Consider the following 12,610-nt stretch of genomic DNA (forward strand, 5'->3'; position numbering starts at 1 on the left):
TGCCCACCCGTAGCGGACAGCTGGATCCAGCCGTTGCGTTTACTGCGATTATTGCGGATGCTTCGAATGAAGGTTCCCGATGCGCCGGGTGATCCAGGAGGAGACGAATGAGCACCGCATCCGTTAGACCGGACGCGACCGAGATCCACGCGGCTGATGTCGCGCTCCGCCGGGTCAAGCGCTATCTGTCCGCACACGTGGACGAACGCGCGATTCGCGTCGTCGTCGGTGGCGATCCTGACGAGACGCTGTCGCTGCCGCGGGGCGTCGTCGAGCTACTTGCGCGGATCCTCGCCCACATGGCAGCAGGCCAAGGCGTGTCGGTCGTTCCGGCTCACGCGGAGCTCACGACGCAACAGGCAGCCGATCTGCTCAACGTCTCCCGCCCGTACCTCATCGGCTTGCTGGACTCCGGTGCGATCGAGTACCGCAAGGTCGGGAAGCATCGCCGGGTTCGAGTCGACTCGCTGCTGGACTACAAGCGCAAGGACGACAGCGAGCGCCGCCAGGCTGCTGACGAGCTCACCGAGCTCAACCGGGAGATGGGTCTGTACTGACGTGCCGTTCACCGTCGTCTATGACGCCAACGTCCTGTACCCGAACAGCCTCCGTGATCTCCTCATCCGCGTCGCGCAAGCCGGCCTCGTGCAGGCAAAGTGGACGGACCAAATCCTCGACGAGACCTTCCGGACGCGGACGATCGGCACGTCCTTGCGGCTGCGATCAAGGTGCATGCGCAGGTAATCGTCACGGAGAACATCAAGGATTTTCGTCGAGCAGTCTGCGGCCATGGAACGTCGAAGCTCGAGGCGCCGACGACTTCGTGTTGGACCTGATTGATCTCAGCCGCCCTGCCGTGTACGCCCAGGTCCAACGGATGGCAGATGCTCGGCAGAATCCACCCGGCACCGTCGATGACGTGCTTAGTTCCCTTGAACATGTGGGGCTCGTCGAGAGCGTCACAGCCCTACGCGATTGAGCCCTCCGCGGCGGCGACCTGGAGGAAGTGGGGGCGGGAGGTGCCTTCGATCTCCAGGCACCAGGTGGGCGTCGTGGAGGGTGCAGTTGGTGCGGTGGTTCTCCTGGTAGGCCTTCGGGGTGTGGCCCAGGTGGTGCAGTAGGTGTGTGGCCATTCGGTGCGGCGTTCTGTGGCGGTTGGCAGGGCGTTTGCGCGGTCTGGGTTGTCCGGGTGGTCTAGGCCCACGCGGCCAGCGAACCCCAGCGCGACCATTCGTAGTCGTGCAGCTCCTCGCGGGTGCTGACATGGCCTTCGGCCGGGTCCGGCCGTCGGTGGTGACGTGGTCGAGTGTGGTGGCGAGGTGTCGAAGTCGCCGGGCATCTCGATCGCCTCGGCTGATGGTGGGTGTTGCCAGAACCCGTCGCCGGCGAGTACGCGCCCGCCCGGCGCCAGCAGCTTTCCGCCGCGGCCAGTGGCCCTCAGGCGTCGAGCGTAGGCGGATTAGTCCTCGGTGGCGGGGCGGTGGCCGGCTTGGATGGCGGTCCAGCGGCGTTTGCAGTACCAGAGGCCGATCAGGCCGAGTCCGAGGCCGGCGACCGGGACCCAGAGCCACCAGTCGAGGCCGTTGTCCTTGAGCTGCCCGCGGAAGATCAGCAGTACGACGAACGCGACCACCCAGAGCGCGATCCCGGTGATCACGCTCGGGATGCCGGACAGGTCGAGCGGCTTGACCTCCGCATGCACCAGCTCCCCCCGCGCCAGCTGACTGGTCGGGTCGCTGCGCTTCTTAGGTCCCCCCTGCTCCTCCGTCACACCCCAACCTTAGCCGCAACGGTTTGACGTAAGTGCTCGCAACTGCCTGGTAGGAACTGGCACTATGCGGGGCATGAGCTCGCCCCAGGCCACGACGGCCCGCTCCGTGTACGGTGCACTCGACTCGTTCTTCAAGATCGGTGACCGCGGATCCACGCTCGGGCGCGAGATCCGTGGCGGGCTGGTCACGTTCTTCACGATGGCCTACATCGTCGTGCTGAACCCGCTGATCATCGGTACCGTGAAGGACGGCTCCGGCCAGTTCGTCGGCGGTGGTACCGACCCGGCGGCCGCGATCGCGAAGATCGCCGTGGCCACCGCACTGGTCGCCGGCGTGGTCACGATCCTGATGGGCGTGGTCGCGAACTTCCCGCTCGCGCTGGCCACCGGCCTCGGCCTGAACGCGTTCCTGGCGTTCTCGGTGGCGACCAAGATGACCTGGGCGGACGCGATGGGCCTGGTGGTCCTCGAAGGCCTGATCATCCTGGTCCTGGTGCTGACCGGCTTCCGGAAGGCGGTCTTCGAGGCCGTACCGCTGCAGCTGAAGATCGCGATCAGCGTCGGCATCGGCCTGTTCATCGCGTTCATCGGCGTGATCGACGCCGGGTTCGTACGCCGTCCCGCCGCGCTCAGTGGCCCGCCCGTCGAACTCGGTGTCGGCGGCAACCTCCGCGGCTGGCCGGTGCTGGTGTTCGTGTTCGGCCTGATCCTGATCGCGATCCTGTACGCCCGGAAGGTGAAGGGCGCGATCCTGATCGGCATCCTGGCCGCGACCGTGCTGTCGATCGTCGTCGAGGCGATCGGCAACATCGGCGCCCGTACCGACAAGAACCCGGGCGGCTGGGGCCTGAGCGTGCCGAAACTGCCGGACCAGTGGTTCACGAAACCGAACCTGGACACGATCGGCGAGTTCAACCTGTTCGGCTCGTTCGGGAAGATCGGTGTGGTGTCGGCGCTGCTGCTGATCTTCACGCTGATGCTCGCGGACTTCTTCGACACGATGGGCACGATGACCGCGATCGGCGCCGAGGCCGGCCTGAACGACGCGGACGGCATCCCGCCGAAGTCGCAGGCGATCCTGATCGTGGACAGCATCGCGGCCGCCGCCGGCGGTGCCGCCTCGGTGTCCAGCAACACGTCGTACATCGAATCGGCGTCCGGCGTCGGTGAGGGTGCCCGGACCGGGCTGGCGAGTGTGGTCACCGGGATCTGCTTCCTGATCTCGATGGTGGTCGCGCCGCTGGTGACGCTGGTGCCGTACGAGGCCGCGACGCCGGCGCTGATCCTGGTCGGGTTCCTGATGATGAAGCAGGTGAAGGGGATCGACTTCGACGACCTCGAGGTCGCGTTCCCGGCGTTCCTGACGATCGTGCTGATGCCGTTCACGTACTCGATCTCGGCCGGTATCGGGGCCGGCTTCGTCTCGTACGTGATCCTCAAGCTGGTCCGCGGCAAGGGCCGCCAGGTGCACCCGCTGCTCTGGGTGGTCTCGGCGCTGTTCGTGGTGTACTTCGCGATCGGCCCGCTGACCGACTGGCTAACCTGAGCAGAGTGGACCCGATCGAGGACTTCCCCGCCCAATCCGCACGCACCGGCCGGTTCACCCACGGCCTGCCCAAGTCCTTCACGCTGGGTAACGACCATGTGTTGTTCCTCCGGACCACCGGCCCGGAGGACCGCACCAGTTGCCTGTGGCAACTCACAGCCGACGGCGAGGAACAGCTCGTGGTCGCGCCGGAGGATCTCGACGCCGACGGGTCGCTCCCGGAGGCGGAGCGGGTACGGCGGGAGCGCACTCGCGAGCGTACGTCGGGCATCGTCGCGTACTCGGCCGACCGGACCGCCCGGCAGATCGTCTTCGCGCTCCAGGGCGTGCTCTACCACCTCGACGGGCCGGCCGCGCTGCCCCGCGAGATCTGGACCGCCGGCCGGGTGGTGGACCCGCGGATCGACCCGACCGGCCGCCGGGTCGCGTACGTCACCGGCCGCCAGGTGCACATCGTGGATCTTGCCGACGGCAACGACCTGGCGGTAGCCGCGGACGACGACCCGGAGGTCGGCTGGGGTCTCGCCGAGCACGAGGCCGCGGAGTCGATGGGCCGGACCCGCGGGCACTGGTGGTCGCCGGACGGGACCCGGCTGCTCGCAGCCCGGGTCGACCAGACCCCGGTGCAGCGCTGGTGGATCGCCGATCCGGCGAATCCGGACCGCCCGCCCCGCGAGGTCGCGTACCCATCCGCCGGTACGCCGAACGCGATCGTCACGCTGCACGCGTTCGACCTCACCGGCGGCGAGGTCGAGCTGCGCTGGGACCGCACGGCGTACGAGTACCTCGCCGCGGTGACGTGGGACGCGCACGGCCCGCTGCTCGCCGTACAGTCCCGCGACCAACGGACGCTCCAGGTCCTCGCAGGTGATCCCGACAGCGGTGTGACGAAGCTCCTGCACGAGCAGCGGGACCCGGCGTGGGTCGAGCTGATCTACGGCACACCCGCGCGTACGGCGTCCGGCAAGCTCGTGCACACCGCCGACGACGGCGGTACCCGGCGGCTGACGATCGACGGCGTACCGGTCACTCAGGACGGTCTGCAGGTCCGCGGCGTCCTGGACGTCACCGGGGAGGAGGTGCTCTTCGAGGCGAGCGACGAGCCGACCGAGTGCCACCTCTGGCTGTACGACGGCGCGCTGCGGCGGCTCAGCGACGGACCGGGTACGCACACCGCGAGCCGATCGGGCGACACACTCCTCGTGGAGTCGAACACCGAGTCCCGCCGGTCCTTCGCCGTACGACGGCCCGGCCGACCGGACCGCACGATCGAGTCCCGCGCCGCCCAGCCGGTTGTCACGCCCAACGTCACCTGGCTGCGCGCCGGCGAACTCGAACTCCGGACCGCCGTACTGCTCCCGTCGTGGTACGAATCCGGCACGCTCCCGGTGCTGATGGCGCCGTACGGCGGTCCCGCGATGCAGCTGGTGATGCGGCGGTCGAGCGGGGCGTTCGCGACCGCGCAGTGGTTCGCGGAGCACGGGTTCGCCGTCGTGATCGCGGACGGCCGCGGTACGCCGGGACGCGGGCCGGCGTGGGAGAAGACCGTGCACCTCGACAACCTGACGGCCCCGCTCGAGGACCAGGTGACCGCACTGCACGCGGCCGCCGAACAGACGGGCGCACTCGACCTCACCCGGGTCGGCATCCGCGGCTGGAGCTACGGCGGCCTGCTCGCCGCGGCCGCCGTACTGCTCCGTCCCGACGACTTCCAGGCTGCCGTCGCGGGCGCCGCACCGGCCGACCAACGGCTCTACAGCACGCACTGGCGCGAGCGGTTCCTCGGGCACCCGGGTGACAACCCCGAGGTCTACGACCGCCTGTCACTGATGACGTACGCCGCCGACCTGCGCCGACCGCTCCTCCTGGTCCACGGCCTCGCCGACGACAACGTTTTCGTGGCCCATACGCTCCGGCTGTCCGCAGCACTGACAGCAGCCGGCCGTCCGCACCAGGTCCTCCCGCTGTCGAACGTCACCCACATGCCCGACAACGCGGCCGCCGTCGGTCTCATGCGCTCGGAGTTGGCGTTCCTGTCGACCCACTTGAGTCCCGCAGCGCCAGGTACTCCGTCCGCGCTGTGAAGAGGTCGCGGAGTTCCGTACCGACGTTGTCGAGGAAGTCGGTGCGGAACGTCGAGTCGGTGAGTAGCGCGATCGAGTAGTAGAGGCCGGTGAAGTTCGCGATGCCGACGGCAACCTTGACCAGTGAGGCGCTCAACACGAGCGGATGGTGCAGCAGCGTGAAGTGGTACGACCAGGAGCCGGGCGTCACGCCCCACTGCTGGTAGACGTGTTCGCTGATCGCCAGCATGCCGAAGCCGATGAAGAACAGCCCGACGCCGGCGCTTACCACCAGGACCTGCATCCACTGCCGCACGACCAGGTTGATGCTGAGGTTCAGGCGCTGGCTCCGGCGCAGTGGTGGGCCGGAGCCCGCGTCGCGCTCGATCGCGTCCACCTCGCGCGGCAGCCGGATCAGCAGGAACAGCGTGCTGAGCGCGGTGAACGCGACCATCGAGAGCACGATGAACGCGGTCGGCATCCCGGCGAAGACCTGCCACATGTCCGCTGTCACGAACAGCACGAGCGAGAAGACCAGCAGCAGGGGCAGGGCGCGGATCAGGCTGGCCACCGAGTTCGCCAGCTCGCCCGCGAGCCGCCGTAGACCCCAGTACGTCGTCGCGATCAGGCCGTAGCCGACCACGACGTACACCAGGCCGACCAGCAGCAGGTTGCCGAGGGCAATCCCGAAGAACTGGCGGATCTGGTCCTGGGTGACCACCGGCAGCAGCGCCGGCAGGAACACGAACACCGCCAGCTCCGGGATCCCGAAGCGGGTCGGCAACGACCAGAACGGCCGCCCGCGGAACCCGTTCAGCAGGCCGAACCCGACGACCAGCACGACCAGCCCGCCGAGCGCGGCCAGCAGGTTCTGCCACCAATGCCAGTCGAGCGAGGTGGCGCCGAGCATCTCGACCAGGAACACCACCACGAGCAGCGGCGCCGCCCGGGTGAAGATGTCGTGCGTCGGCGAGAAGTCCTCGATGAACAGCGGCAGCCCCGCCCGCCGGAACCGCTGCTCGTACCGCTCCAGCTGAGCACTCATGCCGGGAACTCTAGCGGTGCCGGGAATACCAGCCCGTGGGCGCGTGTTTTAGTTAGCAAAGGTAATGAGTTAAGGTAAAGACATGCCCGAAGTCGTAGCGCAGCAGGTGAAGAGTGACGTCGGGCTGGCGAGTGCCCTGCGGTCGTCGACCCTGCGGCTGTCCCGGCAGATCCGCCGGCAGCGCGAGCCCGGTCACGACCTCACCGCGAACCAGCTCAGCGTGCTCGGCGCATTGTCCAAGCACGACGCGATGACGATCGGCGAGCTGGCCGCCCACGAGCAGGTCAAGCCGCCGTCGATGACGCGGATCGTCACCAACATGGAGGAGGCGGGCCTGCTGGTCCGCCGGCCGCATCCGACCGACAAGCGGCAGATCGTCGTCGAGCTCACCGGCCGCGCCGACGAACTGATCCTGGCGAACCGCCGGCGCCGCGACGAGTGGCTGCAGACGAAGCTGAAACAACTGACCCCCGAGGAGCGCGACATCCTGCGCAAGGCAGCACCTGTTCTCGAACGGCTGGCGGCTCGATGAGCCCCACCTTCCGTGCGTTCAAAGTCCGGAACTTCCGGCTCTACGCCTCCGGCGCGATCGTCTCGAACGTCGGCACCTGGATGCAGCGTGTCGCCCAGGACTGGCTGGTCCTGGAGCTGACCCACTCCGGCGCCGCGCTCGGCATCGTCACCGGCCTGCAGTTCCTCCCCGCACTCCTCCTCGGTCCGTACGCCGGTCTGCTCGCCGACCGGATGCCCAAGCGTCAACTGCTGACCTACACCCAGATCGCGATGGCCTTCGTCGCGCTGGTCCTCGGCGGCCTCACGGTCGCCGGAGTGGTCCAGCCGTGGCAGGTGTTCCTGCTCGCGCTGCTGTTCGGCGTCGGCACCGCCTTCGACGCGCCGGCCCGGCAGGCGTTCGTGGTCGAGATGGTCGGGCACGACGAGCTGGCGAACGCGGTCGGGCTGAACTCGGCGTCGTTCAACGCGGCCCGGCTGTTCGGCCCGGCGCTGGCCGGGGTGCTGATCAGCTGGATCGGCACCGGTCCGGTGATCATGATCAACGCCTTCACCTACTCCGCGGTGATCCTGTCGTTGCGGATGATGCGCGTCTCCGAGCTGTACACACCCAAGCCCGCGGCCCGCGAGAAGGGCATGATCCGGGACGGCATGCGGTACCTGTGGCGCCGGCCGGAGCTGATGATGATCCTGGTCACGGTGTTCTTCGCGGGCACCTTCGGGCTGAACTTCCAGATGACGTCGGCGCTGATGGCGACCGAGGCGTTCCACAAGGGCGCGGGGGAGTACGGCCTGCTCGGGTCGGTGCTCGCGATCGGGTCGCTGTCCGGTGCGTTGCTGGCCGCCCGCCGGGTGCGGATCCGGGCGCGGCTGGTGATCGGAGCGGCGGTGCTGTTCGGCCTCTTCGAGATCGTCAGCGCGCTGATGCCGACGTACCTGACGTTCGCGCTGGTGCTGCCGCTGGTCGGGCTGACCTCGCTGACCATGCTGACCTCGGCGAACGCGACCATGCAGCTGAGTATCGAGCCGACCATGCGCGGCCGGGTGATGGCGCTGTACATGACGGTGCTGATGGGCGGTACGCCGATCGGCGGCCCGTTCATCGGCTGGGTCGGCCAGACGATGGGTGCCCGCTGGTCGCTGATCGTCGGCGGCGGGCTGACCGTGGTCGGTGCGGTCGGTTCGGTGCTGTACTTCTCCCGCAAGCGCGGCCTCTCGATCCGCCCGCGGCTGCTCCCACGCCCGCACCTCGAAGTACTCCCACAGACCGAACTACTCGGCGACAAGGCAGCCGTCGACGCGGCCCCCGCACCAGAGCCCGAGCTCGCGCCGGAGCCTGGCCCGGTGCCGGAGCCGACGAGGCCGCGGGTCGCTTAGCTGGACGCCCACGCAGGCAAAACCCGCCCGGCCAGGGCGAAGACCCCTCGAAACGAGGGGTTTTGCCTGCGTGGCGGTCCGCCTACGGGCGGATCCGGGTGAACAGGCGGGCGGCGAAGAAGAGCGCGTCGACGTCGGACCCCCGCCGGGTGACCATCGCGGCCGGGTCGTGCTTGGGCTTCGGCCGCTCGAGCGGCGTCCGCCCGGTGCGGATCCGCAGGTAGCCGCGCCCGCCGATCCCGCCCCGGTCCGGGCGCCACTCCACGTCGAGGATCGTGTCCAGCGGCACCGACCACGGGTTGCCGAGCGCCCGCTTCCTCCGGCCCGCACCCCGGTGATAGGCGAACGTGAGCTGCCCGCTCGCCACCGAAAGCGTCGCGTCCCGGCCCTCGAGCCGATCCGGCGCCGCCGGGGGCGCGAGCAGCCAGCGGGCAGCCGCGGCCGGTACGTCGCGCCGTGCGAGCGTACGGCGGATCTCGCGGCGGACCTGCTCCGCGACCGCTCGGTCGACGTCCGGGAAGTCGTACAGGTCGCCGAGGACGTCCACACCGCTGACCGCCTGAAGCGGGTCGGCCCCGTCCCGCAGCACCAGGCGGAGGCCGTTCCCGACGACCTCGACCGACTGCAACGCCTCGACCGGCAATACCCGTTCCCCCAGGCGGGTCCGCAACGAGCCGGCCAACGGATCGAGCCCCGGCCGCGTCCCGTCGTACCGGATCCGAAGGGTCCCGACGCCGTCCCAGACGACCGTGCCGTACGTGCTCGTCAGCTCACCACCTGCCACCCACCCATCCTCCCTGGTGACCAGGTCCACCGCAGCCTCAGGGGTGTAACGCGCACAATGGGGTGTGACCACTTACGACCTCGTCGTCATCGGGACCGGATCCGGGAACACGATCGTGAACCAGCGGTTCGCGGACTGGAAGGTGGCGATCGTCGAGCGCGGGACGTTCGGCGGCACCTGCCTGAACTTCGGCTGCATCCCGACCAAGATGTTCGTGCACGCCGCCGACGTCGCGGCGACCCCGTCGGTGAGTTCGCGGTACGGCGTCGACGAGCAGCTCCTGGGCGTCCGCTGGACCGACGTCCGGGACCGGATCTTCGGCCGGATCGACCCGATCTCCGCGGGCGGATCGGAGTACCGGCACCACAACCCAGGCGTGCACATGTACGACGGCACCGGACGGTTCACCGGGTTCAAGGAGCTGACCGTCGACAACGTGGACGGCTCGACCAGCGTGTTCAGCGCCGAGCGGTTCGTGATCGCCACCGGCAGCCGCCCGGTGGTGCCGCCGATCCCGGGCCTCGAGGAGACCGGGTACCACACCTCGAACACGATCATGCGGCTGGACGAGCTGCCGCGCCGGATCGCGATCATCGGCAGCGGGTTCGTCGCGGCCGAGTTCGCGCACGTGTTCGCGGCGTTCGGCGTCGAGGTGACGATCGTTGCCAGGTCCACGGAACTGCTCCGGCACGAGGACGCCGAGGTCGCCGCACGGTACACGGAGATCGCGCAGCAGAAGTACGACGTACGGCTGAGCCGGGAAACCGTCCGGGTGGCCCGCCGCGACGACGGCTCGATCGCACTCACGATGCTGCACCCGGACGGCGCCGAGGAACTGGTCGTCGACGAGCTCCTGGTCGCGGTCGGCCGGGAACCGAACTCGGACCTGCTGAACCCGGGCGCGACCGGCGTCGAGGTCGACAGCGCGGGCCGCGTGGTGGTCGACAAATACCAGCAGACCAGCGTCGACGGCATCTACGCACTCGGCGACGTGACGAACCCGCACCAGCTGAAGCATGTCGCGAACCACGAGGCCCGGGTGGTGAAGCACAACCTGCTGAACCCCGGCGACCGGATCGAGTCCGACCACCGGTTCGTCCCGCACGCGGTGTTCAGCTCGCCGCAGATCGCCTCCGTCGGGCTCACCGAGGACCAGGCGCGGGAGCGGGGGATCCCTTATGTGGCAGCGGTTCAGCGGTACGCCGACATCGCGTACGGCTGGGCGATGGAGGACACCACCGGGTTCGCGAAGGTCCTGGCCGACCCGGACAGCGGGCAGATCATCGGCTGCCACATCATCGGCCCGCAGGCCCCGACCGTGATCCAGCCGGTGATCCAGGCGATGAGCTTCGGCCTGGACGCCTACACGATGGCCCGCGGCCAGTACTGGATCCACCCGGCGATGCCCGAGCTGATCGAGAACGCCCTGCTGCAGCTCGATCTACACCCGGAAAGCTGAGATCACGTCGGCGACGGTCTCGATCGTGTCGAGGTCGGGGAGGCTGAGCATCACCTCGGTCACCCCGGCCTCGGAGAGTTCGCGGAAGCGGCCGATCTGGTCGTCGACGGTTCCTGCGTTGACCGTTGCGGCGTACTTCTCCGGGTTCACGTTCCGCGGCCGGAGCTTGCGAATCAACTGGTCGAGCTGATTCTTGTCCTTTCCTGCAAGCGTTGTGGAGAGATGAGTTACCTCGAGCGGCCTCGAGCTCACCTGCCGCAGATACGCCGCCCGCTCACGCACCGCCGCCACATCGCCGAAGACGTTCACGGCATCGGCGTAGCGGCCGGCCAGGCGGAGGGTCCTGCGGCCGCTCCCGCCGACCAGCAGTGGGAGATGGTCCTGCAGCGGACGTGGATAACAGGTGGTGTCAGGTACGTCCAGAACCTTGCCGTGGAACGGTTTGTTGCCCGGTCCCCATAAAACAGGCAGCAACTGCAACGTGTCCTCCAGCAACGCGTACCGCTCGCTCACCGCCGGAAACGGCCACCCGTACGCCTTGTGCTCGGCCTCGAACCACGCCAGCCCGACGCCACACACCGCCCGCCCACCACTCAACACATCAAGCGTCGCCGCGATCTTCCCCAGATGGGCGACGTTCCGGTACGTGACACCCGAGACCAGCGTGCCCAGCCGCACGCGCGTCGTACAGGCAGCGAGAAATCCGAGCGTCGTCCAGCTCTCCAGGAAATCCTCCCAGGCCCGCCCCACCTGCGGAATCTGCCGGAAATGATCCATCACATAGATCGCATCGAACCCGGCCGCCTCGGCCCGCCCAGCAACCTCCCGGATCCACTCGGCCGTAGCCCCCTTGTGCGTATAACTGCTCAACTGCAACCCGAACCGCAACCCCACCGGCGCCTCGGACTGCCGGGCCTGCGCCGCAGCCGACTCGACGAACGCAGTCGGCACCACCCGGGCAGCAGCCGGCTCGAGTACGTCGTCGTACCCCTCCGCCGCCAACTCGTCCTTCACCCGCCGCCACGCCCTCAGCTGCGACGTCAGAGCATCAGCCGGAATCCGCTTCGCCGTACGCTCCCGATTCCGCCGCCGGCACTCCTCGGCCGGCGTGTCGAAACCCACCGCAACACAGGCCATCCCCGCCTCCCGCGCCGCCGCCAACCACCGCACCCGCCGCTCGCGATCCAGTCCCAAGGTGTCGACAACAGTCGTCAGCCCACGCCGGATTCGTTGCCCCACCACCTCTTCCAGCAACGCGAACGCATCCGCACTGGCCGCGATGTCGTCCTCCCCAGCACCCACCAACGCCCGCAACCGATCACTCGAAACGATCAGCTCGCCCCCGAAATGCTCCGCCGCCCACGCCGACTTCCCCGACGCACCCGGCCCGACCAGGATCACCACACACGGCGACGGCAGCTTGAGCTCCATGAAAAGCAGTTTCCTCCACCGATAGCATCTCCGGATGCGATTGTTCGTGGCTGTGGTGCCGCCGACCGAGGTTGTGGAGGATCTGAGCGAGTTCGTCGAGCCGCGCCGGGAGCATCCGGACGACGACATCCGGTGGGCGGCGGACGAGCACTGGCACATCACGCTGGCGTTCCTCGGCGACGTGCCGGACTGGAAGACCGAGGAGCTGGAGGAGCGGCTGGAGCTGGCCGCGGGGCGGCAGCGGCCGTTCGAGTTGCAGATCGCCGGGGCGGGTGCGTTTCCCGGCGTACCGGACGCGCGGGTGCTGTACGCCGGGGTCCGCGACGACACGGAGTCGCTGAAGCACTTGTCCGTGACCACCCGAGCGGCGGCCAACCGGGCTGGGATCGAGGTCGAGGGCCGGAAGTTCACGCCGCACCTGACGCTGGCGCGGTTGCGTCGGCAGCTGGACGTCACCAAGTGGGTGCGGGTCTTCGAGAACTACGAGAGCCCGGCGTGGACCGCGGGCAGCCTGCAGCTGATCGAGTCCCGGCTGGGCGAGGGCCCGGGCCACAGTGCGGCGTACATCACGGTAGGCGAATGGGACTTCTTAGGCTAACCTCATCAAGGTTAGCCGTACCTAAG

At 68.6% G+C, this 12,610-nt stretch carries 13 protein-coding genes; 9 read left to right on the forward strand and 4 right to left on the reverse strand.

The window, feature by feature from the left end:
• Positions 1-107: 107 nt before the first annotated feature.
• The 3 genes from JOF29_RS04890 to JOF29_RS46295 all read left to right on the forward strand — a co-directional run bounded on the left by JOF29_RS04890 (position 108) and on the right by JOF29_RS46295 (position 979).
• Positions 108-557: a helix-turn-helix domain-containing protein gene (locus JOF29_RS04890; protein ID WP_209693040.1), complete on the forward strand. Its 450-nt coding sequence runs from the start codon at positions 108-110 to the stop codon at positions 555-557.
• 99 nt (positions 558-656) lie between these two features.
• Positions 657-836, forward strand: a complete 180-nt coding sequence (locus JOF29_RS45885; protein ID WP_209693041.1) for a PIN domain-containing protein — start codon at positions 657-659, stop codon at positions 834-836.
• A 20-nt stretch (positions 837-856) separates the two neighbouring features.
• Positions 857-979, forward strand: coding sequence for a VapC50 family PIN domain-containing toxin (locus tag JOF29_RS46295; protein WP_504739543.1), 123 nt, complete (start codon positions 857-859; stop codon positions 977-979).
• A 480-nt stretch (positions 980-1,459) separates the two neighbouring features.
• Here the strand turns inward: JOF29_RS46295 and JOF29_RS04900 are convergent, their stop codons facing one another.
• Complete coding sequence (locus tag JOF29_RS04900; protein WP_209693042.1) at positions 1,460-1,771, reverse strand: DUF2530 domain-containing protein; 312 nt, start codon at positions 1,769-1,771, stop codon at positions 1,460-1,462.
• A gap of 73 nt (positions 1,772-1,844) precedes the next feature.
• On the opposite strand from JOF29_RS04900, the gene JOF29_RS04905 reads away from it, so the two are divergent.
• The gene (locus JOF29_RS04905) at positions 1,845-3,317 is read left to right on the forward strand and encodes an NCS2 family permease (RefSeq protein WP_209693043.1); all 1,473 of its coding nucleotides are present in this window, start codon (positions 1,845-1,847) and stop codon (positions 3,315-3,317) included.
• A gap of 5 nt (positions 3,318-3,322) precedes the next feature.
• A complete protein-coding gene (locus JOF29_RS04910) occupies positions 3,323-5,401 on the forward strand; it encodes a S9 family peptidase (RefSeq protein ID WP_307863149.1) in 2,079 nt (692 codons plus the stop codon).
• Here JOF29_RS04910 and JOF29_RS04915 read toward each other — a convergent pair.
• Complete coding sequence (locus JOF29_RS04915; protein ID WP_209693044.1) at positions 5,328-6,425, reverse strand: hypothetical protein; 1,098 nt, start codon at positions 6,423-6,425, stop codon at positions 5,328-5,330. The genes JOF29_RS04910 and JOF29_RS04915 overlap by 74 nt on opposite strands.
• An 82-nt stretch (positions 6,426-6,507) precedes the next feature.
• On the opposite strand from JOF29_RS04915, the gene JOF29_RS04920 reads away from it, so the two are divergent.
• The gene (locus JOF29_RS04920) at positions 6,508-6,957 is read left to right on the forward strand and encodes a MarR family winged helix-turn-helix transcriptional regulator (protein WP_209693045.1); all 450 of its coding nucleotides are present in this window, start codon (positions 6,508-6,510) and stop codon (positions 6,955-6,957) included.
• The gene (locus tag JOF29_RS04925) at positions 6,954-8,312 is read left to right on the forward strand and encodes an MFS transporter (protein ID WP_209693046.1); all 1,359 of its coding nucleotides are present in this window, start codon (positions 6,954-6,956) and stop codon (positions 8,310-8,312) included. Before JOF29_RS04920 ends, JOF29_RS04925 begins: the two co-directional genes overlap by 4 nt.
• A gap of 82 nt (positions 8,313-8,394) precedes the next feature.
• On the opposite strand, the gene JOF29_RS04930 is transcribed toward JOF29_RS04925, so the two are convergent.
• Positions 8,395-9,096 carry a DUF4429 domain-containing protein gene (locus tag JOF29_RS04930; protein ID WP_209693047.1) on the reverse strand — a complete coding sequence of 234 codons (702 nt, stop codon included), beginning with the start codon at positions 9,094-9,096 and terminating at the stop codon, positions 8,395-8,397.
• Between the two features lie 64 nt (positions 9,097-9,160).
• Here JOF29_RS04930 and JOF29_RS04935 point away from each other — a divergent pair, with 64 nt between their 5' ends.
• Positions 9,161-10,555, forward strand: a complete 1,395-nt coding sequence (locus JOF29_RS04935) for a mycothione reductase (RefSeq protein WP_209693048.1) — start codon at positions 9,161-9,163, stop codon at positions 10,553-10,555.
• Here JOF29_RS04935 and JOF29_RS04940 read toward each other — a convergent pair.
• Positions 10,538-11,986, reverse strand: coding sequence for an LLM class flavin-dependent oxidoreductase (locus tag JOF29_RS04940; protein ID WP_209693049.1), 1,449 nt, complete (start codon positions 11,984-11,986; stop codon positions 10,538-10,540). The genes JOF29_RS04935 and JOF29_RS04940 overlap by 18 nt on opposite strands.
• Before the next feature lie 34 nt (positions 11,987-12,020).
• Here JOF29_RS04940 and thpR point away from each other — a divergent pair, with 34 nt between their 5' ends.
• Positions 12,021-12,584 carry an RNA 2',3'-cyclic phosphodiesterase gene (gene thpR / locus JOF29_RS04945; protein ID WP_209693050.1) on the forward strand — a complete coding sequence of 188 codons (564 nt, stop codon included), beginning with the start codon at positions 12,021-12,023 and terminating at the stop codon, positions 12,582-12,584.
• The last annotated feature ends 26 nt before the right edge of the window (positions 12,585-12,610 follow it).

The sequence above is a fragment of the Kribbella aluminosa genome (assembly GCF_017876295.1).
Classification (GTDB): Bacteria; Actinomycetota; Actinomycetes; order Propionibacteriales; family Kribbellaceae; genus Kribbella; species Kribbella aluminosa.

What these genes read in the sequence shown, in the direction of transcription:
- JOF29_RS04890 (WP_209693040.1), top strand. Translation starts at nt 108, where the DNA reads ATGAGCACCGCATCCGTTAGACCGGACGCGACCGAGATCCACGCGGCT.
- JOF29_RS04905 (WP_209693043.1), top strand. Translation starts at nt 1,845, where the DNA reads ATGAGCTCGCCCCAGGCCACGACGGCCCGCTCCGTGTACGGTGCACTC.
- JOF29_RS04915 (WP_209693044.1), bottom strand. Translation starts at nt 6,425, where the DNA reads ATGAGTGCTCAGCTGGAGCGGTACGAGCAGCGGTTCCGGCGGGCGGGG.
- JOF29_RS04920 (WP_209693045.1), top strand. Translation starts at nt 6,508, where the DNA reads ATGCCCGAAGTCGTAGCGCAGCAGGTGAAGAGTGACGTCGGGCTGGCG.
- JOF29_RS04925 (WP_209693046.1), top strand. Translation starts at nt 6,954, where the DNA reads ATGAGCCCCACCTTCCGTGCGTTCAAAGTCCGGAACTTCCGGCTCTAC.
- JOF29_RS04940 (WP_209693049.1), bottom strand. Translation starts at nt 11,986, where the DNA reads ATGGAGCTCAAGCTGCCGTCGCCGTGTGTGGTGATCCTGGTCGGGCCG.
- thpR (WP_209693050.1), top strand. Translation starts at nt 12,021, where the DNA reads ATGCGATTGTTCGTGGCTGTGGTGCCGCCGACCGAGGTTGTGGAGGAT.